This is a genomic window from Streptomyces flavofungini (assembly GCF_030388665.1).
In the GTDB taxonomy this organism is placed as follows: domain Bacteria; phylum Actinomycetota; class Actinomycetes; order Streptomycetales; family Streptomycetaceae; genus Streptomyces; species Streptomyces flavofungini_A.
Window position 1 is genome coordinate 17,493 of record NZ_CP128847.1, and the last position, 20,974, is coordinate 38,466.

A 20,974-nucleotide genomic window follows, 5' to 3' on the forward strand; every position below is an offset into this window, starting at 1 on the left:
GAGGGGACCGGAACGCCGCACCACGACGACGCCAGCTGTGGCCGTGCTGCGGAGGACTGGGCCTACCTCACAGCAGTCGACTCCCGAGGCGCACTCGCCTACGGCGGCGTGAGCCGAGAGCGCAGGAGGGTCCTTCAACGCGACGTTCTGCCGAGCCGAAGACGCCGGTGGCCGGTGACACCGGATCGGGCCGGCTTCGACCGAGTTGGACAGCAGCCGCCCTCACCCTGGTCCTCCGTAGCGGTGGAATCGCAGGGGAAAGCCGCTGCCGCTGCCGCGGGTCCGCTAGAAGGGGAGGCATGACGGCAACGAAGAACGACCCTTGGTTGATCGAGGCGATCTGGCGGTCGGCCGACCTGACGCAGGCCTACCTCGTCCAGGACCGTGTTCAGGTCGCGGTGTGCCTCGAGGGCATGGACACCGTCCGGCTCGAGCGCGTCCTGATGTGGCTGGTCCTCGAGCACGACGCCCTGTTCGACGAGCTGGGGGAACCGTCCATGCTGGTGCGTCAGCTCGATGCCGTGGGTGCCCTGGCACCGCCGGAGACCGAGCTGACGATGATGGCGGCCGTCCACCGGGTCGCCGCCGGGGAGAAGGGGCTCACCGCAGCGCTGGAGGGCCTGGCGCTGCCGGATCGCGTGCACGCTCTCGCGGTCTGCACCGTCGTCATGCTGCTGGACGCCCTTGGCCGCACCAAGGCCCTGGAGCACCTCGACGCCCAGGCGGCGCGATACGAGCAGATGGGCCACCCCCGGCCCTACACGCCCCTGTGACCGCCCCCGCCGAATTCCTCCGCAACCGCAGGCACCCGTGGTCAAGCCGGACCGGGGTCACTCTCGCACCGCGGATGGATCACGCCGCGGCTGACCAGCCAATCCGTCAGATCTCCAGGGCGCAGCAGCGGGAGCTGTCCCTGCCACGGCTGCCAGGCCAGTCCTCCGCCCAGGTGGTAGGTCAGCACCCCCAGTACGGTGCCGAGTTCGCCTCGGACCGTGAAACGGACGTCGCCCAGGCACATGCACTCGAAGGGATGGGGTTCGAGGTCGACTTCCAGGAGGCCGGCCAACTCGGCGATCTCATCGAAACCTCCTACCATGACGGACCGTTGGCCTCCCTCAGCTTCCCAAGGAGAAACCTCGACGGAGCGGACCGACGCCCACAGAGCATCCACGCGTCTCAATGCGATGGAAGCCACCCCAACCCCCCTGGGCTAGAACTCGTGGGCCTGGATGGCCTTGAGGCCGCTGCCCTTCTCCGACCATCCTCGCCGGGGACACGACGCCACTCAATGCAGCGGTGCGCCAGGCTCAACCCCAAACCCGGCCCCCGCGTCCGACAGGGCCTTGCGAAACCAGCCTCACCAGCCCCGCGAGCAGGTTCGCCTACGGGATCTGGGCGGGGCGCCGGGATCCTCTGCGTGCATCGCCGAGGTGCTCGAGCAGCTCGGCCGGCTCCGGCCGGATGCTGCCGCACAGGTAGCGGATCCCGTCGCCCTCGGGAGGAAACCCTGCGGTGTCCTTGCCGATCGGGTGACGCCGGCTCGTCGCCGTGCGCCATCCATACCGCTCGTCCCAGACGAGCGCGGGCGCGCGCTGTCCCTCGGCGAGCAGGACCGCGGCCGCCACGAAGCCGCCCTCGAGCTGCCGTGTCTCGACCCGGGCCGGCTCGGCGACGCCGGCCTCGGCCAGGCCATCGAACAGGCGCTGCAGATACGGGCGCAGGCCGCGGGCGTGGAGCTCGGCCTCGGCGATCACCGCGGCACCGCGATGGGTCACCGTGGGGTAGCCCAGGCGCTCGGCGGCTTCCACGGGATCGAGTTCGGGGTGGGCCTCGATCAGGTCGGCGATGCGCTGGCCGCGGAGCTGGGCGAGGCCGGCCTGGGCGGTGGGGAACCGCGCGATCCCCAGGGTGTCGGCGACCTCGGCGAGCGTGATCGCGGGGTTGGCGTCGAGGAGCTCGGCGATCCGGGGCAGGATCTCATCGCGGGGCACCATGTCGCCGCTGCCGGTGCGGCGGCCGCCGCCGGCGCCCTTGCCCGGGCGGGCGGCCTTGAACGCGCGCACCACGTGCCGCGGCCAGTGCTCGGTGCCGCCCTCGGCCGGGACCAGGACGACGTGCTCGGCCAGCCGCCGATCGCGCTTGTAGGTGTTCCAGGTGCCCGCGGTCACGCCGAGCTCGCCGGCGGCCTCGTGACGGTCCAGCAGGTCCTGGTCGTCTTCGGCCGCCGGCAGGGGCGGCACCGGCTTGTCGGCGTAGAACGCGTCGGTCTGCTCCCCGTCCCACAGCTGCGCCCTCGAGGAGGGCGAGCTGATCGGCGCGGGGTGTCCGTCTTGGAGGTGCGGCGCCTTGTTGCGGAAGCCGCCGAGGCTGATACCCAGATCGGAGGCCAGGTCAGCCATGGTCTTCACGTGCTGTAGGCGTCCGGCGCGGATCATGATCGGGTCTCCATCACGGGGGCGGGCGCAGACCAGGGCGCTCTGCGCGCGGGGCAGGGGCGGGGCGGGCAGCGGGAACAGCTCGTTCGGCCGCCAGGGGCCGGCGCGATGTTGCCCGCGGCCGCGGGCTGCCGCCCTGCTGGGCGACCGTCGGCAGGCTGCAGCGTGGGCGATGGGCCGGTGCCGGAGTGCTGCCACGACATGCCGAACGATAGAACATTAACCCTATTGCGTCACGGAGGCAAGGGAGGCCATGCCGGACGGGCGCCGCGCTGTCCGGTCCCAGATAAGTCGAGGCACCGCGAGGCGCTGACCTGGGGTGCCTCGACTTATGCGGGATGACGTTTCGGCACTTCGTGTCCAACCGCAGGCCGTAGACCTGCGTGCCTACAGAACTTCGGGACTGCCCACACTTCGCCGGGATCGGACACGCGCGGCGTGCGGTGTGTGGTGCGCCGGCCGGTCTCGCTGCTGTTGTGGCCAGCCGCGGCGGTGGGCGGCGACGCGCGCGGCGGTGCACCGGGGTGTATCCGCGCGCCCAGTTGTCAGTCCGGTGGTTCATCATGGGCCGCATGAGTGGAAATGCGCGCAAGCGCAGCTCGTTCAGCGCGGCGTCGGTGTACGAGTCGGCCAGCCGCAATGCACGGTTCGTAGCGCCGAAGACGCCGCTCCTGGATGAGCTGTACGGAAGGTCTCCCGCTTCCGCTCTGGGCAAGTCCGTGGCCTCCGAGATGCTCCGCGAGTCGCTGCTGTCCAAGATGCTGCCTCCACGGCAGATGGCGGCCGGGGTACATGTCAGCGCGGTGTCCGCCGTGCTGGGCGAGGGATACCTCAAGACCGTCCTGGGGCCCGACCCCTTCGGGTTCGGCAAGAGCCTGCCCCGGTCCTCGGCGAGCCGAGCTTCTGTTTTCGCCTCGGTGTACGGCAAGCACATGCTGACGTCCGACCTGCTCGGTCTCGCCAACGGGCTGTCCGGCTTTCCTGTCCTGTCGGCGCTGGGAGTGTCCGTCACGGGGTCCATGAAGACCCCGTGGGAACGCCTGGAGGGTTACCCGGGCCGCGGCGGCGGCCTGCCGCTGGCCCTCGCCAGCTTCGTGACGAAGCCGCTGACGCCGAAACTTCCCCAGCTCGCGGAGGAGTTCGCCGAGCTGCTGTTCCCCGAGAACCTTCAGGGGTTCAGCGACGACGAATGGTCGCGACTGATCGAGATGTGCGTTCAGGACGGCATCGGACTGCTCGGGGCACCGGGCAAGGCGCATCTGCAGTCGCTGCTGGCGGCGCCCGACCGAGCAGCCCGCTATGCCTATCTGCTCGAGCAGAAGGACGCAATTCTCGACGAGCTCGAGGAGGGCCTGGACCAGGTTCACGACGAGGAGCTGGAAGACCTCGCAGAACTGGCCCGGCAGGCGGTCGCATGCGCTCGCGCGGGCGTCTGGGAAGGCGCCCTGGCACTGGCCGCCAATGTCCTCACCACGGCCATGGATCATCACGGAATCCCCTGGTACCGGGCGGAGTTCGACGGCCTGGTCAACTCAGGCCGCCAGCCGATCACCGGATTCACCGGCGCTGGAGCGACCATCCGGTGGGTGCTCGACGCCGTCCCGCTGCCCGAGCGGGCCGTCGGCATTTTCGATCTTCGGGCGCACCTGGTCATTCGTCCGCTGGCCGAGGTGTTCCTCAAGGACGTGCCGACACAGGACACGTTCAACCGGCACCTGGTGGCGCATCACTCGTCGTACGACTCCTTTCGCGAAGAGTTCGTACTGCCGGCCCTGCTGAACGCCCACGCCCTCCTGCGAGGGATCGACGACCGCGTGGTCTAGCGCGGGCGCGGCGGGCACCACGGCGCTCACGCGCGCCACCAGAGGGTGTAGCCCCGCTGGGGTGAACCCGTGATCTGGTCGTTGCCGACCGGGGTGGTGCGGGGCTGCATTCCGCCGAGCAGCCTCGTCCCGCGGAGGGGCAGCCGCCCGGGTCAGGCCCGTATCAGGCCCGTACGAGCGGGCCGACGGCGGTGACGAAGGCGTTGTGCGCGGCCCGGGCGAGGGCACCGCGCCGGTCGCGGTCGGCTCGGTCGGGGGCCTCGTGCAGAGTGAAGGTGAGATCGACGATCCGATCGGCGAGCTGACGGACACGCGGGTCGTCGGTCAGGAGCTGGAGTTCCGCCAGGGCCTCGCCGGCGGTGGTGCGTGCCTCGAGCGCGGCGTGCTTGGCGGCGGCCTGCTCTGCTTCGGGTGCACCGGCCTCCCGCAGTTCGGAGCGCCGGTTCTGCAGGCGTCGCATCGCGGCGAGCCGGGCGAGGAAGAGGACGCACACCTGACGGAGTTCGGCACGGCGCCGATCCTGCCGGGTGTACCGGTCGGGGCGGGCCGCGGACCGCTCCTGCAGATGGAATCCGAGCACGGTCGCCAGCAGTGCGATCGTGGCGGCGACGGCGGACGATGCCAGTTCCATGATCTGTCTCCCTCGGTGCGGATGGGCGGGTCGGGCGAGGCCCCGGCCGTGCCGGAGGATTCGGGCAGGGCTGTCGGCTCGGGGCCCGATCAGGCCGATCAGACCTCTGGGTGCACGTTCTCGGCGGGCTGGCTGCGCAGCGTGATGCTGTCGGGGTCCGTGCCGGCGGGGCCGTTCGCGATGCGCGTGGCCAGGTCGCAGAAGTAACGGTCCTGGTTCCGGCCGGTCCGCACGTCGGCCACGGCCAGCTCTCCGAGGAACTGGCAGAACTCCCATGGGCTCAGGTTCTGCACGTACTCCAGCACCGTGTCCGTGGCCAGCTCCTGATAGATGAACCGGTGCCAGGCGCGTGCCGCGGTGACGCCGGACGCGAGGATGTCGTCGCCCTGCAGCGCGGCCTGGTCCTGGACGCGCTCGTGGGCGAGCCGGATGAGCCGGTCGGCGCGCAGGTGCTGGTCGTGCCCCTGGTGGAACCGGGGTGTGTCCGGGGCCAGCGTGAGCAGCTCCCGCAGCTGGCCGCAGAAGGCGTCGGCCACGGCGCGGTCGGCCGCGCGGGCCGCCCGGTTCGACAGGTGGACATCGACCTGGGCCTGCTCGGCATCCTCACGGGTGCGCCATCCCATCTGCAGGCCGGCGGGCCCGTAGGACGCCCACCTTGCGCCGTTCTTGATGCTCTGTCCAGAGCTCCAGTAGGTGCCGCCGATGCGGACACCGTCGACGAGGAGGTGGTAGTCCTCGCCCCGGTGTTCGGGCTCGCGGGTGACGACTGCCCTGACGGCGGGGGTGGTGGTGCGGGGCTCGGTGCTCATCGCGCCTCCCTCGTAAAGTGGCTTGCCACTTATAAGGTAGCGCGGGGCATTGAAAGTGGCAAGCCACTTATGGGAGGGTCTTCCTCATGAGCGACAGGCACAGAAACCCACCCCTCACCGTGCGGCCGCCCGCCGCGCTCAAAGCGGACGCCCAGAAGAAACTCAAAGACCGGAACCGCGAAACCCAGGCCTTCGTCATCGCCTGCCTGAACGCCCTGGCCGCCGACCCGGACGGCTTCCTGGACCGACTCGCCGAGCACTGGCCCAAGGACACCCCCCGCGGCCGCCCACGCAGAACCGCAGCACCCAGCCCGTCCACTCCCACGCAGGACTGACAAGACGCGCCCGGGGGCCGCCGGGCCTGCCACCGAAGCCCGGAATCAGCCCGGGGCCGCCGCGCTCCACGCGCTGTCGCGGTGTGAGCGTTGCGGCCACCGCCGAGTTCAGACCCGTACGCTCCACTCCTGGGAGGAAACCGTGGCAGGCGTGGTGACGCTGGTGATCTCGATCGTGTCCCTCTGCACCTCGATGGCCGTCTTCTACTGGCAACGACGGCACGGAGACTTCGATTTGGCACGCATGCTCCATGCGGACCTGACGACAGGCGAGGTCGCGAGGGCCCGTGATGTGCTGGGCACATTCATCCACGACCCGCGCACCCTCGACAGCGAGGACCTGCGCGACGTACGGACGGCCTACTTCACGGTTCTGTGGTGCTTCGAGCGGCTGTACGCCGGGCGGCGCGCAATACGGGACGGCGGCGCGGCAAGCCGACGTCCACTGCGGTTCCTGGACCACATGATCAGCGGGCAGGTGTCCTACTGGGATCAGAACCTCCCCTGGATCAGGGAGGAACTGGAGCAGCATCCGGGAGGAGTCCACGACAGCGAATCACTGCGCGCCTTCACCGAGCTCCGGCACGCCGTCCTGCGCCGCTAGCGCTGCGGCGCCGACCGGCGACTGCGGCCTTCGCCACGTCACTTCAACGGAACCGCACCCAATGAGTTTCGGCCCTGCCCGAAAGTCCTGGTGACGGCCCTCGCGATCGCCCTAACGTCGGGCCTGCCGGTCCATGAGGGCCGGCCACCGTACAAGGGGGAAGACCGTGACCGTGTCCACAAAGCCCGTGCTCAAGCGCGCCAGGACTGCGGCCGCTGTGGTGGCCATCGGGACCGCCGCCACCCTGGCGGGCCCGGCGCCCGATGCGAGCGCGGGCGGTTCGTGCGATCCGGGCTGGTGCTCTCAGACCTGGAACGACAGCGGGAAGGGCTTCTACGCTCGGAAGAACTGGTGCAAGGACACTGGGAGCACCGGCGCTTGGACCGCCGAGAAGCCAACCTGCAACAACCAGAAGGAGACCTGGCTCTCCCCCGGGGAGCGGACCAACGGCAAGCGGGACTGGGACGTCTTCCAGGTGAAGAAGGGACGCTGCTTCAAGGTCGACTTCGAGGTCCACCTGGGCCGCGACTTCTCGAAGAAGTACAACCGCAAGGACAAGAAGACCATCTACGTCAAGGTCGAGAACGACGCCTTCGCCAAGGTCCGCAGCTCCACCTGCTGATCCGGCCGCAAGTGCCGCAGCGGGCACGTGGGCCAGCGGTTCGCGGTGCCTGCGCTGTGCAGCCCTGGCACTCGTTGCGCCCGGCGGGCAACGCGCGGGACCCGCGCGGCTACGACGCGTCCATGATCCCCATGCGGTAGACCGTCCCCGCGCACGCTTCGGGGATCGTCACGGCTGCCGTTCGAACCTTGGTCGTGAGTCAGTGACTGACTCCGTGCCGATCAACCTCCGAGGGGCGTAGCTCTCCCTGAGTGAGATCGGCGTGGTGGGCTGTTGCTGCCGCGGATCATTCGCCGGATCGCCGTGACCAGGTTCGGGGCTCGGGCGGCGATGGCGTTGTGCTGCTCCACCCCACCGACCAGCACAACGACAGCCTCTCGGCCTGATCGGCGAGCTCACTCAGGAAGAGCTACTCCCTTCGCCAACCGTGCTGCTGTCCACCACAGGAATGCCACCACGCACTTGCTGGCGGCGTGTGACGAAAACAGCGCCTACGGCTGGTACGCACTCTTTACGGTGTCCGGCTTCGCGCTCACCATCTGTGACCAGGGGGTGCGGCTGGCACTTGCCAGCACGTCACCAGGCCTGGAGGGGGCAGGGATGGGCGTGTTGTGGAAGCTGGAGCGGGCGACCGCGGCCAAGCACCGGCTGTATCAGCGCTATCTGGACGCCTGGTGGCCGATCCTGCTCCAGACCTCCCAGAGGAACGGATACACCCGGCCCCGCGTCACCCTCCTGGACGCTTTCGCCGGGCCCGGCCGCTACCAGGACGGAGAACCCGGCTCCCCTGTGATCATCCTGGACCGGCTCCTCCAGCACGACGCGATCGCCCGCATGCAGCTGAGCCCGCAGCGGGTGCACCTGGTGTTCATCGAGAAGGACCGCGCCCGGTACGAGCACCTGATGGCCGAACTCCACACCCGCTTCGGTCCCCTGGCCGACCTGCCCGTACGGGTCGAGGTACGGCGCGGCGAAGCCGGCCTCGACAGCCTCCCGCTGCTGACCGAGCTCGGCGCCTGGGGCCATCCGATCCTGGGCATCTTCGACAGCTGGGGGAGCGTGAACGTCCCCCTGGACGTGATGCGCCGCATCGCCGGCAACCGCTCGAGCGAGGTCATCACCACCTTCGGCCCCAACTGGTTCAGCCGCCGCGAGGACTTGAACCCCGACATGCTCGACACCGTGTTCGGCGGCCGCGCCTTCTGGACGCCGGCCGACGAGGAACTGCGCTCCGACGAACGCTGGCGGATCTGGCTGACCACCTACCGCGGTGCGGTGCGCCGGGCCGGCTTCGGCTACCAGCTCCAGTTCCAGCTCGTGCCCCGCACCGGGCAGCCCCTCTACCTGGTGTTCGGCACCGGGAATCCCGCGGGCCTGAAGGCCATGAAGGAGGCCATGTGGAAGGTCGACGACCGCGACGGTGAAAGCTTCCGCGACCCCCGCACCCGCGGAGCCGAGACTGACGGGCAGCTCAACTTCTTCCAGATGGACGACCTGTGCGACCCCGAACTCGTCGAACTGGTCACCCAGCGCCTGCAGACCGGACCCACCGTCGTGGAGACGATAGGCGACTGGCAGGAGCCGGTACCGGTCTGAGGCACCGTCGGCCCACCGGGCGCGAGGGACACCCGAGCCACGCCTCCGCCCGCCAGTGAAGTTCATCGTGCGGCGGTAGGTGCTGCCTTTCAGGGGAGCGGGAACGAATCTGGCAAGCACGAGCCGTGTGACGCTGGAAAATCGTAGGTTAGGTGGTCATGACCACGGATCCTGGTAGCTCCGCGTCGCGCACTCCTTCGGCGCCGCCTCCGCCGCCCCCACTTCCTTTACCGCCTCCAGCGCCACCTCACCAGCCCAGGTGGGCATGGTGGTTGATGGGGATCGTGATCCCTGTGGTGGGAATCATTGTGACCGTACTGGTCAGCAGGGGGTCATCCTCCTCGGACTCGGAGCCGTCCGGCGGAGGTGCCGCAAGCAAGCAGACAACGCCTTCTGCAGCGGACAGCCAGGAGGACGAGGGCGCGTCTCCAAAAGTCAGGTACGCCGGGATGATCCGCATCACCTTCGGCAGCGGTGGCGAAGACGTCGACCTCGATTCCAAGCCGCCACTGGTCGGCCCCGAGAACGAGGGTTCAGACATCTTCATCGGCTCCAACACCGATGCACCGAACATTGGCACCAACGACAGCTCTCTGACCATGGCGCTGCTTCCCGGGTCCGGCCCCGCTCCCAGCGAGCGTGAGTGCAGTGAGAAGATCGAAAAGAACGGGATCTACAACACCCCGCTGACCCGGGGCTCCCGGTTGTGCATCCAAAGCAAAGACGGGCGCACGGCCTATCTGCGCACCGTGGCCGCTCCGACAGCGGGCCCTGTGCAGTTCGCCGTCACTGTATGGGAGCAGCCGCGCTAGCTCCGGCGTGCTCCGCGGTGTCGTGTGCGGGGATTGCGCTGCTGAGGATGGCTGGAAGTGCCGGTTTGCTCGAGGGAGTTGCGTATGGGTTCGTGGCGTTCGGCGGGAGCACTGGTGCTCGTGGTCGGGGTGGGGGCAGCGGCGTGTGGCAGCGAGGCGCAGCCCGCGAAGGAATCGGCTGCTGGCGCCTCTGCCCGTGTGACGAAGACTTTAGGGGAGCAGGAAGTGCGCGGAGTGCTGCCAGGCCCATCGGATGTTCCTGAGGGCTGGCGGCCGCGCAGAGCACCTGAGGTCCGCGGCCAGGGCGAGGGCGGCAGCGTCGGCTTCGCGCGAAGGGGTTATCAGGCCCCGGACCTTGATGGTGTCGTTGGCTTCGGGCTCCACTCCTTCAGCAGTGCGAAGACGTCCCGAGTCGAGTTCGCCGGCATGCAAAAGCGCTCTGAAAGCTCGCTGGTGAAGCCTGTGAGGCTTGATGCCGTTGATGAGGTAATTGCCTCGAAGTACTGCCTCGGCCCGGGGTGCTTCACGTTTGTTCAGTTTCGTATCGGTGCCGTGAACGGGTGGGTGAATCTGAACGTGGATGACCACCCTGCAGCGGACCCGAAGGTGCTGAATCCGCTGGTTCGCATGTTCGCGGAGCGGGTGCGACAGGTGCAGCAGGGCGAAGAACCGACAGCGAGCGCGCGGTAGGCGCGTCCGACGTGCGGCCGCCGTCCGCACGCCTCGCCGAGCTTTCGGCGGTGCCGGGGCGAAGGCCTGTCCCGATGCCCGCGTTACCGGACAGCGTCGGCACGAATGATCCCGCTCGGGTGAGGTGCCGGTCGCCGTGGGGGCGGGTAGCTCTCGGGGATGGCGAAGAAGAGGGCCGGTTCCACCGGACTGACACGTCTTACGAGGCAGAAGGTGATCGAGGGCTTACCCGGGCCCGATGGCACACGGATTCGGTATGCAGTACCGGAGGAGGCCGGCGCGGTCGCCGTGCTGCTCAAGGATGCCGCCGACGACCTCGAGACCGGACACCTCGAGGCGCTCGCTGACGGACAGTGCGGGACATGGCTGCTCGACGGGATCGCGGGCACCGACCTGATGTCGCCGCTCGTGCGGGCGGCCGCCTCCGGTAACCTCCAGCCGGCGGCGGCCTCGATGTCGCTGCCGTTGGTCGCCCAAGACCGGGACGGCCAGGTGGTCGGAGCGCTGTTGGCTGTCCCGTCCGGATCGGTCATCTCCCAGGTCTCCCGGCTGCCAGGCCACGAGCAGTACGCGCTGCTGTCGATGCTGAAGTACGCGAAGATCAAGGCGGTTGCGGTGCGGCAGGATGCCCGCGGGCGCGGGATCGGGGTCGCGCTCTTGAAACGGTGCGTGGAGGTGTACTGGCAGTTGGACTATGTGCTGTTGTTCGGCGGGTTCGAGACCGGGCGCGACCTCGGGACGTACTACACACGGCAGGGCTTCACCGTGCTGCGGCCAGGGCAGGCGATCGATGTCGGCACCCTGCTGGTCGGCGTGCCCATCCAGCTCGGTTCGGGGCCGGGCGAGACCTTCTTCTACCGGTGGCGCGGTCGCCTAAGACGTTGTCCTATGTGGTGAGGCGGAGTAGTACTTCAACATGGGGCAGCAAACGTGGAGTTGGATCGTTCCGGATGGGCTGTGGGAGATCGCGAAGCCGTTGATCCCGCCGTCGAGAGTGCGGCCGCAGGGCGGCGGGACGCCGGATACGCCTGATGAGACGCTGTTCGCGGCCATCATCTACGTGCTGGTCAGCGGATGCGCCTGGCGGTATCTGCCGCCCTGCTTTGGGATCTCCAAGTCGACTGCTCATCGGCGGTTCCTGATCTGGTCCAGAGCCGGCGTCTGGGGCCGACTGCACGAGACTGTGCTCCACCGACTCGATGACGCCGGCCTTATCAACGTCACCCGCGTCGTGCTCGACACCGCCCACGTCCGGGCTAAAGAGGGGGCGAACACACAGGTCCGAGCCCCGTGGACCGGCGCAAGCCGGGTACCAAGCTGCACGTCCTGTCGGACGCGAACGGACTGCCCCTGGTCGTCGGGATCTCTGCGGCGAACGTCCACGACAGCGAAGGGCTGAAGCCGATGATGGCGGGACTCCAAACGCAACACGACCCGCATCGCGGCCGCTGCTTCAAGCCCCAACGCCTCCATGCGGACAAGGCTTACGACGTCCCCCACCTGCGGCGATGGCTCTGGGGAAAACACATCGGTGTCCGTGTCGCCCGCAAGGGCATCGAATCCAGCGAACGATTAGGGCGTCGCAGGTGGGTGATCGAGCGGACCCTGTCCTGGCTGACCGGCTATCACCGGCTCAGCCCCCGCTACGAACGCTACCCCTCCAACTACCTGGCCTTCCTCGGCCTGGCAGCCGCCCTGTGCTGCTACAAGCGACTACTCCGCCTCACCACATAGGACAACGTCTAAGTGCTGTGACCGCGAAGGTTCACCGGGCTACTCGTTGTGCGGCTTGGAAATGAGTTCTCCAAGCAGCGTGGGGAGGCGGGATGGCGAAACCGGTCTGGGTTCGCGGTCTGACCGAGCAGGAGGGACAGAAACTCCAGCGCATCGTCCGGCGGGGTAGCACGAGTGCGGTGCGGTTTCGGCGGGCGATGATGCTCCTGGCCTCGGCCGGCGAAAGCACGGTCCCCGTCATAGCCCGCCTGGTCCAGGCGGACGAGGACACCGTCCGCGATGTGATCCACAAGTTCAACGAGATCGGGCTCGCATGCCTGAACCCTCGCTGGGCGGGAGGCCGTCCCCACCTTCTCGATCGTGACGACGAGGACTTCGTCGTCCAGACGGCCACCACCCGCCCGACCGTCCTGGGTAAGCCCTTCACCCGCTGGTCGATCCGTAAGCTCGCCGATCACCTGAGACGAACCCATGCCCACCCCGTCCTCATCGGACGGGAGGCCCTGCGGTGTTTACTCGCCCGCCGCAGGATCTCCTTCCAGCGTACGAACACCTGGAAGGAGTCCCCGGACCCCGACTTCGACGCCAAGCTGGCCCGGATCAAGTACGCGATCAACGAGCGGCCGGACCGCACTTTCGCGTTCGACGAGTTCGGGCCCTTGGGAATCCGCCCCACCGCCGGCTCCTGCTGGGCCAAGCAGACCCGGCCCGAGCGTCTGCCGGCCACCTACCGGCGCACCCACGGCATCACCTACTTCCACGGCTGCTACTCCGTCGGTGACGATCAGATGTGGGGCATCAACCGGCGCCGCAAAGGCATCGACCACACCTGGGCCGCGCTGAGAACGATCCGCACGGCCCGCCCGGACGGAGCCCCGATCTACGTGATCCTGGACAACCTCTCCGCCCACTTGAACTGGCGAATCCGCAGGTGGGCGGCCCGCGAGAAGGTCGAGCTGTGCTTCACTCCGACCTACGCGTCCTGGGCCAACCCCATTGAGGCCCACTTCGGACCACTACGGCAGTTCACCCTGGCCAACTCGAACCATCCCCACCACACCATCCAGACCAGGGCCCTGCATGCCTACTACCTGCGCTGGCGCAACCAGAACGCCCGCCACCCCGACGTCCTGGCCGCCCAACGACGCGAACGTGCCCGAATCCGCAGTGAAAGAAGCATCCGCTGGGGCGGCAGACCTCTACCCACCGCGGTCTGACCACTCAACCCGGTGAACCTTCCTGGTCACATCACAAGCCGCAGCCGGAACGTGACGGAGCCCGGGAGCATGTCCAGCTCCCGGGCTCCAGCTTGCCACCCATTTGCGCACACCGGCGGCGTTTAAGAACCGCGGGTCATGTTGAGATCGACGTGTTCTGCCTTTGAACTACAGCGCCACGAGAGAGGCGCCGGAGGGACTTGAACCCCCATCCGTCGATGTTCGCCCACGCTCGGTTGATCCGGTGTTCGGCGGCGAATACTGAGACTGGAGCGAGAATCTGAGTTTCATGGGGCCGCCTCTGCCAGGCTTGGGCCACCCCCGCACGTGGTGCGGGGAGAGGGATTCGAACCCCCAACTGACGCCCCTTCATCAGCTTCAACATCAGTTTCAGCTTGCGCTCATCGCGCACCCTCCGCTCGCGACGGAGGGCGTATGTGGGGGCTACCGGAAGAGGTAGCCGAATACCGCGTCGCCGACCCGCTGGTCGGTGACCTCGGTGTTGTTCGCCTCCTCGCGGGCGAACTTGACGGACTGCTGGAGCTTCTCGACACGGTCGAGGAGCTCGTTGACCCGCCGGGCGGGCAGCGCGCCGGAGAACTTCACCGTAGTCCAGTAACCGACCGGGACATCCTCGTAGTACACCTCGACCTGCGCCGGGTGCTTCTCCGTGGCCTCGGCCTTCACGTGGTTGCGCGGAACCTTCTTCGTGCGGATGGTCCGCACCGGGTCCGTCTTCCACGAGTCCGTCGAGGGGTCCAGGTTCCACGACTCGGAGGCGTCGAGCACCGGCAGCTTGCGCACGAAGGTGTGCAGGTCGGTGAGTTGCTTCTCCAGGAACAACAGGTACGGGACGGGCACCTGGGGCAACAGCACCGTACCGTCAACCACCACGTCCGCGACCGCGGACCGGTTCGCCCAGTCCTTCGTCGCGGTCACGTCGAAGAGCCGCGTCAGCGTCCCGGCGGTCGCCCGCAGAGCGTCCTCGGCCTTGATCTGCACTCGCGTGGACTCTGGCGGCAGCTGCTCGCCCTCTTCGTCCTTGGGCTGGTAAGTCCGGGAGATGCCGGCCAGCAGGGCGGGCTTCTGCACATCCTGGTGAGCCTGGGTGAGCTCCTGGAGAGCCTTGGACTTGACGCCCTTTTCGACTGCGATGATCTGATTCAGCTTCGGCACACGGCGAACTTACCAACTCCGCACCGTACGCACATCCGATTAAACGCCTGGCTGCGAGGGCGGGGCGGCGAGTGCGAGCCCGGACCGGGGCGCGAAGGTCACCAACCGTAAGGCGGCCGCCCGGCCGGCGACCCGTGCGGTGCATCGCAAGGCGGAGGGTCACGGCTCCTACCGGGGACGTACCTCGGTGGTCCGACGACGCGTCGAGGTGCAGTGTCGGCCGTCGCGACGTGGTGAACCTTCGCGGTCACAGCACTAGCGCACCTGCCCGGAACATGCCATACCGGGCTTGGTTCCGGCCACAGCTCTCGGTATGTGCAGAAGCGAAAACCGGGCGCGCATAGCGTCGTGGGCCTGCCGTTGCCGCTGAAGCGCACCGGGCGCTTCGGGGAGGAGCGTGGCAGGAGAGGGGTTCGCTGGTGTTACACAGATGGGCACTAGGTGCGGCGTCGGGCGTCGCGGCGCTCGCGCTTACCGGGGGGCTGATGACGGCAGCTCATGCGGCACCCGTCTCTGATCAGTCGTCGCTGCAGGTGAGCGTGGGCGCGGTCCGGCAGCAGGCGGCTTCGACGGAGCGGGCGGCTGCTGCGGTGCCGTGCGAGCGGGGCAAGGCCATCTACAACCGTTTCGAGAGCTGCACCGTGGTGTCCGCGAAGGTGAATGTGCTGAAGAACGGCCGTCCGGTCGGCAGCGCAACATTCGACATCACGCACAAGATGACGCTGAAGCGCAAGTCGCTGAAGTGGTCGGAGTCGGTCAAGGTCGGCACGGCGCGGCTGGTCGGCAATGCCCGCGGGGTGAAGGTCGGGCTGTCGGTGAAGTGTGGCGGCAAGTGCAAGGCCACCAACCGCTTCCCGCGCGGCCGCAGTCTCGGCGCGAGCATCTCCGGCAAGGTCGCCTACCAGGACAAGGTCGCCAAGCTGAAGAAGGACAGCACGTCCTCGAAGTACACCTACACCTTCACCAAAGCCGGATACACCCCCGGCGGCTTCAACTACCGCACGGTGCCCTACCGCTGTGATGACACCTTCTGGAGCGGCTCCGCCCTGCTGATGAAGGCAGGCTGCGTGTTCCACACGTACATCCCGGTGATGACGACGATGAGCACCTTGCCGGACATCGCCCGCAACATTCGCACCGTCCAGGCCGGCGGCGGCCACTACGGGCGGATCGGCTCGGGCAAACCGCTGCACCGTGAGGCCGACAAGGTGATCGCCAAGAAGAACCGCGACAAGGTGTGCCCGCCTGGGCAGACGCCGCCCAGGCCGGGGCTGTCGTGCGACGAGTATCCCTTCGCCAGCACCCGTGAAGGCGGGCACAACGTCTCCGCGGACAGCCGTGGCACCGCCTGGGTACCTGAGGATCAGCAGGACGCACAAGGCGGCCGGATCCAAGGCTTCCACAAGCAGGCGCGGGTCCTGAACCGTGATGCCTACTGGGTGAAGGTCTGACCACCTGAAACCAGCATCCTAGGATGCGGGTGCCGTGCCAGGCGTATGGGGCACGGCACCCGTCCTACCCCGCAACCAACGGCGCAGAGAGGGTCGAGACGGTCATGCAGGTTCCTGTTTCGCACCACCAGTACGTCCTGCTCGACACCGACGCGGAAGCCCCCTTCGAAGACATCGACGACAGGCGCGCCGGCAGTGGTCTGGTCAGCGTGAACGCCCAGGGCACCTACGCGAGCGTGAAGACCGGCACCCCGCACGGCGACCTCGACGTCACCTTCGACATCCAACCCGCCGAAGCACAGGCTGACTTCGAAGGGTGGGACGAGGTCGTCGAAGTCAGCCTGCACTTCAGCGGCGATGGCCCGCTGGCGGGCGACCCCGTCAGCGACGACTACGTCAACGTCCCCCTCCTCGGCGAGGAAGACGACTTTCAGTGGTGGCGCTTTCGCATCCACGCCCGCGGCCGCGACACTGCCCATGACCCGTCAACCCCGCCAGAGCAGCACCTCATCCAGATCTGGCCCGCCCCCCGGGCACCGGAGATCCGGCACAAGCTCACCGACCAGACCGGCCACCGTCGCCGTGACCCCGACCCGGACTACTACGCCCGGGCCAAAGCCGCTGAGGCCGCCGCGGGCAACCTGCCCGAAGGCGCGGCCTACACCAGTCAGCGGGTGACCCCGCTGGTGGCCAGTCTCGAAGAGGAAGATCAGCGACCTTAAGCGCAGAGAATCCGCAAGGCGCAACGGCCGGGCCTGGCACACGCCTTGGTGTGGTGGTCGGCGGGGTCTTCCTCCGTGGGCCGCACCGCGGCCTTCTTCCCGTGCGAGCGCGTCGCATGGCAGGGCCGGGGCGGCGGGCAGGGGGCCGAAGCGACACGGGCCCTGAGCCGGTCGCGGACACACGCGGCGAGGCCCGCGTCACGGCGGGTCGCCCGACCGCCGAGCGTTCTTGGCAGACTGCCAGGGCGGAGGCTGTCCGGGCGTGGGTGAGAGGCGGCATGAGTGAAGAGAAGGAGACGATGGTGGGCGTCGGCCATCGCGGTGTGGGCGGCCCTCGTGGTCGTGGGCGGGCTCCTCACGCTGTATCTGCAGGGCGGTGAGGGCACGGCGGCTGACCCGGGCAGCCCGCCCTCCGCCGCTACGAACGCAACCCCCGCAACTACCTGGCGTTTCTCGGCCTGGCGGCCGCCCTGTGCTGCTACAAGCGACTACTCCGCCTCGCCACATAGGACAACGTCTTAGCGTGTACGGGGTGGGGTCATGCGGGCGTGCAGCAGGGTGCTTCGGGTGAGTTCGGCGCCGTGCTGGTGTTCCTCGTTGAACAGCTTGGTCAGGCCCTTGGGGGCGTTCCAGTGCTCGCGCAGGTTGATGGTGGCGCCGAGGTCGTCTAGGAGCGCGTCGACGACGGTCGCGGCCTCGCTGGGCCGGTCGCCCCAGCCGTCGCCCCACCACAGGTGCTCGGTCGGTGTGCAGGGCGCGGGGTGGACGTGCCCGTCGCTGGTGGTGGCCCAGACGGTGTGGTGCAGCACGACCGAGGCGAGTTCCGCGCCGCCGTCCGGGAGGGACAGCGGGGCGTAGAACCGCCAGGCCGGCTTGCCGCCGTCGCCGGGGGTGCGCAGGACGGGCATGTCGGTGAGCGGGTCGATGAAGAAGGCCTCCGCCGTGTCGCCGTGGGCGAGGACGGCGTGGGCGGCGGTTGGGTCGCACATGGTCAGTCGCCGGGCCCATCGCTCGCTGATTGCGCCGGGCTGTACGGGGACTTCGGTGACCGTTCCGAACGGCAGCAGGTCCGGATCGCGGCCGACGGCGACCTCGAGGGCTGCGACGGCGTCCGGGTGGCTGCTCAGGGCGAGCTTGTGCCAGCCGTCCTTGAGCGCTTGGCGGTCGCCGTCGCACGGCAGGGGGTGGCGGGTGGTGTCGGGCACGGCGCCGATGACGACGGGGTTCGGGCGCTCGCCGTACCCCTCTCTGCCGAAGATCTCGTTGTCGTGGGCGGTGTGGTCGATCCGGTTGTTGCGGATGCTGTTGGCCATGTCGGTCACGGCCGCCCGTGCGGCGGTGTCGAAGGTGTTGTTGCGGGCAGCCCGGCGCAGGGTCTTCTCGTTTTCGTTGGGCGGTACCTCGGCCACGGCCGCAGGGGCTCCGGGCTGCCACTGACGGATCAGCTGCGGCAGGCGCAGCAAGTCGGGCCACCAGGGCAGGTCGTGGCCGGCGAGGGCTGCGACGTTGCCCCAGCTGGCTTCGTACTCGATGCCCGGGTGGGCGGTGTCCGCGGCGACCAGGGCCGGCCCGTGGAAGCCCATGTCCCCGTACAGGGCGCAGACGGTGGTGACACCGTCCGGGTTGCCGCTGCCGGCGAGGGCGGAGGCGACGTCCGTGGCGACCTGGCGGTCGTCGCTGTGCACGATGCGGATCACACCGAGGGCGGTCTGCCAGTCCAGCGCCGGTCCCCGCACCGTGTCCTTGTAGCCGGCCCACCGGCCCGGCGCCGGGTTCTCGGGCAGCGGACGCACCAGCACGGCGCCGCGGTGAGAGAACTCCGGTGTCTCGGCCGCCCACCGGGAGACCTGGGTACCGTCCCAGACCTCCTCGGGCTCCTTCTTGTCGCGGAGTGCCGCGAACGGGTCGTGAGGCGGCTCGGTCGGCTGCGGAAAGTTGTCGTACTTCCGCACCAGCCGCCACAGCCCGAAGGCGTTGACCCCCAGCAACCGCTGGACCTCCGCCTTCGACAGGTAGCTGCTGCTGACGCCCATACCGGTACTCCTCACCGTCCCCGGGCCCCGATGACAGCCCAGGCCAGGATGGGACGGACAGGCCTGGCCGCACACGGAGAGTGCCGCGCCCTGCCCGGTTCCCCACCCGCATTGGCCGAGAAGCCCCCTTTGCGGGGTCCAACCTGCCGCTGGAGTTGCTGCCGGTGCATTCCGCGACGGAGGCGGAACGCCAAGGTCGGCCATGGGCCCTGAGCAGGCTCAGGCTCATTCCGTGCTCTTTCTGGCGTGATGGGCGGCGAGTTCGTCCGCATAGCGAGCGGTGACGTTCTGCCAGGCGGCCGAGGCTGCGGCCAGCTGACGCCGACGCTGCCGTCCGGAGATATCCGGATCATCGGTTCCGGCGGGCTCGGAGTAGAGCACGTCTGCCGCCCGCTCAGCCACGGGAACAACCTGCGGAGCGATCTCGACGAGAGCGGTGAGGATCTCCCGCACCGGGCCCGGCAACACCGGCACCTCTGCCGCTTCCTTCGCCCGCTTCTCGGCAACCCACGCTGCCCAGGCCGGGTTGCGCATCGCTGCAGCCGCGTGCTCGAGAGCAGTTGTCCGCTCCGAGGCTGCCGGAGTCGTCCGCTGAGGGCTGGCGTCGGCGGCGAGGCGGGCCCGGATGAACTGATCCGGCCGCTCGGGCCGCCACCGCACACCAGCGCACATGCCGGTCAGCTCGGCAGCGATCTCGCAGGCGTCCAGGCCCCGGTCGGTCAGTGGACGCAGCACGAACTCAAGACGCCGCAGCGGCACCGTCTGCGTCCAGTTCACCAGAGACCGCACCAGCCGCACCGTGCGCGCTGCCCGCCGCACATCCCCCGCCGTGCGACGGCGGCCGTTGACTGGACTGCTCTGATGGGGGATCTCGCTTCGGCGGCACGCGCCCTGGCGCGGGGTGTAGTTACAACCCCCCACTACCTCAACTTTCTCCGCCTCCTTAACCAAGGTCAGGGAAGGGGTCTCAACCCCCTGCGAGCAGGAGGTTTCCACAGGCGAGTTATCCACAGGATTCCCAGCAGAATCAGCTGCACCAGCCGCAGGGGCGGAGCGGGGCGAGGGCAGCACACGGCGCGCAGCTGCCGCAGGGTCCGCGGGCACCCGGCGGTGGTCGACGACGATCCGCGCCGTGTAGCCGGAGCCGACCACCACGTGGCCCAGGGCGCGGTCGTAGACCGGCGGGATCACCGCCGCGTAGACCGTCGCAGTCGCCGCGTACCCACCCAGCCCTCGTGCGCGGCGGACGTTGGCACGACTACCGCGCACCACCCACGCCAGAGCCCCCAGTTCCCTCAGATAGCCCACATGCCGGGCCACCGTCGCCCGCGACAGGCCCAGCCGCCCCACCATCCCCTCCACGCAGTACCGGACATGACCAGTGTCGTAATCCATCCGCTCGGCCAGATCACGCGCCACCCGCACCGTCGTCACGGAAACACGCGGATGCACGCCTTGGGCGACCAGCCACTCCACCGCCCGCAGCCACCGCCGCGGCCCCGAACGCCGAGACCGCGTCGCCCCCACCTCCTGCTCCCCCGCAGGCACCAGCCCCACCGGAAGCACCACCACCGACCGTGCGAAGGACGCAACCTCGGCGGGAGCGAGAACCCCAGGCTCGGGAGCAACAGCGCTCACCAGCCGCCCCCGAGAACGGTCCGCTTCGCCGGCAGAGCAGCCGCCGCTGTACCTGTGGGAGCGAGCCGCGGCGCGCAGGCGCACCGCAGCTGTACCCATCCGAGGACGGTCCCGGGGCCACCCGAGCGGAGGCGCGGGGGGCAAACCTCAGCCCAATCAAGGCGCGTTTCCCGCAATTCGAGCCCAGAGTGACCCGGCCCACGCGCACAAAAATGGACCAACCGGGCGTGAGTGGGGTGGAAAACGGCGCGGCAGTACTGCAAAATGGCTCCTGTTGTTGAGGCAGGGCCTCGACGGCATGACGAAGCCCGACTCGGTGCTTCGTGGTTCCGGTCAGAACCAGTACTGCTCAGGCCAATCGGGGTGGTAGCCGATGGTCAGAGCCTTCGCCGGGTGGTAGCCCGGCGGTGGGATTCGGCCGCAGGATCTGCGCGGTGGTGTAGGAGCCACCAAGCGGACGCGGCCCGCTTTTTGCCTTAGATCACATCAACCTCCGCAGGAGAGGTCTGCCCACGCCTGGACCAGCGCGGAAGCACAGAAAGGGCACCCGCCCGCCGGAGCGACGCATACGTCGTCGCTGCCACGGCGGAGGGTGCCTTGGTGTGTGTCTGTCGGAGGGTAGGGGTACCCTGAATCACGACGTGAC

General features: G+C 68.7%; 20 protein-coding genes and 1 pseudogene. 14 read left to right on the plus strand and 7 right to left on the minus strand.

The features are described from left to right. The first annotated feature begins 299 nt into the window (after window positions 1-299). Entirely contained in the window at window positions 300-773 is a 474-nt protein-coding gene (locus QUY26_RS39650) for a hypothetical protein (protein WP_289956718.1), read from the plus strand. Window positions 774-814: 41 nt separating this feature from the next. On the opposite strand, the gene QUY26_RS39655 is transcribed toward QUY26_RS39650, so the two are convergent. Further along, window positions 815-1,096 carry a hypothetical protein gene (locus QUY26_RS39655; protein WP_289956720.1) on the minus strand — a complete coding sequence of 94 codons (282 nt, stop codon included), beginning with the start codon at window positions 1,094-1,096 and terminating at the stop codon, window positions 815-817. A 286-nt stretch (window positions 1,097-1,382) separates the two neighbouring features. After that, complete coding sequence (locus QUY26_RS39660; protein ID WP_289956721.1) at window positions 1,383-2,435, minus strand: DUF6292 family protein; 1,053 nt, start codon at window positions 2,433-2,435, stop codon at window positions 1,383-1,385. A 572-nt stretch (window positions 2,436-3,007) separates the two neighbouring features. Here QUY26_RS39660 and QUY26_RS39665 point away from each other — a divergent pair. Further along, the gene (locus QUY26_RS39665) at window positions 3,008-4,258 is read left to right on the plus strand and encodes a hypothetical protein (protein WP_289956723.1); all 1,251 of its coding nucleotides are present in this window, start codon (window positions 3,008-3,010) and stop codon (window positions 4,256-4,258) included. A gap of 163 nt (window positions 4,259-4,421) precedes the next feature. Here QUY26_RS39665 and QUY26_RS39670 read toward each other — a convergent pair whose 3' ends face one another. Both QUY26_RS39670 and QUY26_RS39675 read right to left on the minus strand, forming a co-directional pair. After that, a complete protein-coding gene (locus QUY26_RS39670) occupies window positions 4,422-4,889 on the minus strand; it encodes a hypothetical protein (protein ID WP_289956724.1) in 468 nt (155 codons plus the stop codon). 98 nt (window positions 4,890-4,987) lie between these two features. Further along, the gene (locus tag QUY26_RS39675; RefSeq protein WP_289956726.1) at window positions 4,988-5,698 is read right to left on the minus strand and encodes a hypothetical protein; all 711 of its coding nucleotides are present in this window, start codon (window positions 5,696-5,698) and stop codon (window positions 4,988-4,990) included. Window positions 5,699-5,784: 86 nt separating this feature from the next. Here QUY26_RS39675 and QUY26_RS39680 point away from each other — a divergent pair, with 86 nt between their 5' ends. The 9 genes from QUY26_RS39680 to QUY26_RS39720 all read left to right on the plus strand — a co-directional run bounded on the left by QUY26_RS39680 (window position 5,785) and on the right by QUY26_RS39720 (window position 13,308). Continuing rightward, window positions 5,785-6,033, plus strand: coding sequence for a hypothetical protein (locus QUY26_RS39680; protein WP_289956728.1), 249 nt, complete (start codon window positions 5,785-5,787; stop codon window positions 6,031-6,033). A 142-nt stretch (window positions 6,034-6,175) separates the two neighbouring features. Continuing rightward, on the plus strand, window positions 6,176-6,637 hold the full coding sequence (locus QUY26_RS39685; RefSeq protein ID WP_289956730.1) for a hypothetical protein: 462 nt from the start codon (window positions 6,176-6,178) through the stop codon (window positions 6,635-6,637). A 166-nt stretch (window positions 6,638-6,803) separates the two neighbouring features. After that, window positions 6,804-7,259: a hypothetical protein gene (locus QUY26_RS39690; RefSeq protein WP_289956732.1), complete on the plus strand. Its 456-nt coding sequence runs from the start codon at window positions 6,804-6,806 to the stop codon at window positions 7,257-7,259. Window positions 7,260-7,859: 600 nt separating this feature from the next. Then, a complete protein-coding gene (locus QUY26_RS39695) occupies window positions 7,860-8,855 on the plus strand; it encodes a three-Cys-motif partner protein TcmP (RefSeq protein ID WP_289956734.1) in 996 nt (331 codons plus the stop codon). 449 nt (window positions 8,856-9,304) lie between these two features. Then, window positions 9,305-9,667: a hypothetical protein gene (locus QUY26_RS39700; RefSeq protein ID WP_289956736.1), complete on the plus strand. Its 363-nt coding sequence runs from the start codon at window positions 9,305-9,307 to the stop codon at window positions 9,665-9,667. An 84-nt stretch (window positions 9,668-9,751) separates the two neighbouring features. Further along, window positions 9,752-10,357, plus strand: a complete 606-nt coding sequence (locus QUY26_RS39705; RefSeq protein WP_289956738.1) for a hypothetical protein — start codon at window positions 9,752-9,754, stop codon at window positions 10,355-10,357. Between the two features lie 159 nt (window positions 10,358-10,516). Next, window positions 10,517-11,254 carry a GNAT family N-acetyltransferase gene (locus tag QUY26_RS39710; protein WP_289956739.1) on the plus strand — a complete coding sequence of 246 codons (738 nt, stop codon included), beginning with the start codon at window positions 10,517-10,519 and terminating at the stop codon, window positions 11,252-11,254. Between the two features lie 19 nt (window positions 11,255-11,273). Next, a protein-coding gene (locus QUY26_RS39715; RefSeq protein ID WP_289956742.1) for an IS5 family transposase occupies window positions 11,274-12,091 on the plus strand; the annotation gives its coding sequence in 2 pieces (ribosomal slippage) (window positions 11,274-11,619 and window positions 11,619-12,091; 819 coding nt in all). Between the two features lie 92 nt (window positions 12,092-12,183). After that, on the plus strand, window positions 12,184-13,308 hold the full coding sequence (locus QUY26_RS39720) for an IS630 family transposase (protein ID WP_289956744.1): 1,125 nt from the start codon (window positions 12,184-12,186) through the stop codon (window positions 13,306-13,308). A 444-nt stretch (window positions 13,309-13,752) separates the two neighbouring features. Here the strand turns inward: QUY26_RS39720 and QUY26_RS39725 are convergent, their stop codons facing one another. Then, a complete protein-coding gene (locus tag QUY26_RS39725; RefSeq protein ID WP_006376607.1) occupies window positions 13,753-14,484 on the minus strand; it encodes a DUF7873 family protein in 732 nt (243 codons plus the stop codon). A gap of 485 nt (window positions 14,485-14,969) precedes the next feature. On the opposite strand from QUY26_RS39725, the gene QUY26_RS39730 reads away from it, so the two are divergent. From QUY26_RS39730 to QUY26_RS39740, 3 genes and pseudogenes are all read left to right on the plus strand, one after another. Further along, window positions 14,970-15,935: a NucA/NucB deoxyribonuclease domain-containing protein gene (locus tag QUY26_RS39730; RefSeq protein ID WP_289956752.1), complete on the plus strand. Its 966-nt coding sequence runs from the start codon at window positions 14,970-14,972 to the stop codon at window positions 15,933-15,935. A gap of 104 nt (window positions 15,936-16,039) precedes the next feature. Beyond that, the gene (locus QUY26_RS39735; RefSeq protein ID WP_289956756.1) at window positions 16,040-16,657 is read left to right on the plus strand and encodes a hypothetical protein; all 618 of its coding nucleotides are present in this window, start codon (window positions 16,040-16,042) and stop codon (window positions 16,655-16,657) included. Between the two features lie 416 nt (window positions 16,658-17,073). Beyond that, a pseudogene (locus tag QUY26_RS39740) lies at window positions 17,074-17,166 on the plus strand (IS5/IS1182 family transposase); the annotation flags it as partial. A gap of 9 nt (window positions 17,167-17,175) precedes the next feature. Here the strand turns inward: QUY26_RS39740 and QUY26_RS39745 are convergent. Together QUY26_RS39745 and QUY26_RS39750 are read right to left on the minus strand one after the other, a co-directional pair. Further along, window positions 17,176-18,690, minus strand: a complete 1,515-nt coding sequence (locus QUY26_RS39745) for a hypothetical protein (RefSeq protein WP_289956757.1) — start codon at window positions 18,688-18,690, stop codon at window positions 17,176-17,178. 225 nt (window positions 18,691-18,915) lie between these two features. Further along, window positions 18,916-20,166 carry a cell wall protein gene (locus QUY26_RS39750; RefSeq protein ID WP_289956759.1) on the minus strand — a complete coding sequence of 417 codons (1,251 nt, stop codon included), beginning with the start codon at window positions 20,164-20,166 and terminating at the stop codon, window positions 18,916-18,918. Window positions 20,167-20,974 lie beyond the last annotated feature (808 nt).

What these genes read in the sequence shown, in the direction of transcription:
- QUY26_RS39650 (WP_289956718.1), top strand. Translation starts at nt 300, where the DNA reads ATGACGGCAACGAAGAACGACCCTTGGTTGATCGAGGCGATCTGGCGG.
- QUY26_RS39670 (WP_289956724.1), bottom strand. Translation starts at nt 4,889, where the DNA reads ATGGAACTGGCATCGTCCGCCGTCGCCGCCACGATCGCACTGCTGGCG.
- QUY26_RS39675 (WP_289956726.1), bottom strand. Translation starts at nt 5,698, where the DNA reads ATGAGCACCGAGCCCCGCACCACCACCCCCGCCGTCAGGGCAGTCGTC.
- QUY26_RS39735 (WP_289956756.1), top strand. Translation starts at nt 16,040, where the DNA reads ATGCAGGTTCCTGTTTCGCACCACCAGTACGTCCTGCTCGACACCGAC.
- QUY26_RS39655 (WP_289956720.1), bottom strand. Translation starts at nt 1,096, where the DNA reads ATGGTAGGAGGTTTCGATGAGATCGCCGAGTTGGCCGGCCTCCTGGAA.
- QUY26_RS39695 (WP_289956734.1), top strand. Translation starts at nt 7,860, where the DNA reads ATGGGCGTGTTGTGGAAGCTGGAGCGGGCGACCGCGGCCAAGCACCGG.
- QUY26_RS39665 (WP_289956723.1), top strand. Translation starts at nt 3,008, where the DNA reads ATGAGTGGAAATGCGCGCAAGCGCAGCTCGTTCAGCGCGGCGTCGGTG.
- QUY26_RS39730 (WP_289956752.1), top strand. Translation starts at nt 14,970, where the DNA reads ATGACGGCAGCTCATGCGGCACCCGTCTCTGATCAGTCGTCGCTGCAG.
- QUY26_RS39745 (WP_289956757.1), bottom strand. Translation starts at nt 18,690, where the DNA reads ATGGGCGTCAGCAGCAGCTACCTGTCGAAGGCGGAGGTCCAGCGGTTG.
- QUY26_RS39700 (WP_289956736.1), top strand. Translation starts at nt 9,305, where the DNA reads ATGATCCGCATCACCTTCGGCAGCGGTGGCGAAGACGTCGACCTCGAT.
- QUY26_RS39720 (WP_289956744.1), top strand. Translation starts at nt 12,184, where the DNA reads ATGGCGAAACCGGTCTGGGTTCGCGGTCTGACCGAGCAGGAGGGACAG.
- QUY26_RS39710 (WP_289956739.1), top strand. Translation starts at nt 10,517, where the DNA reads ATGGCGAAGAAGAGGGCCGGTTCCACCGGACTGACACGTCTTACGAGG.
- QUY26_RS39680 (WP_289956728.1), top strand. Translation starts at nt 5,785, where the DNA reads ATGAGCGACAGGCACAGAAACCCACCCCTCACCGTGCGGCCGCCCGCC.
- QUY26_RS39705 (WP_289956738.1), top strand. Translation starts at nt 9,752, where the DNA reads ATGGGTTCGTGGCGTTCGGCGGGAGCACTGGTGCTCGTGGTCGGGGTG.
- QUY26_RS39660 (WP_289956721.1), bottom strand. Translation starts at nt 2,435, where the DNA reads ATGATCCGCGCCGGACGCCTACAGCACGTGAAGACCATGGCTGACCTG.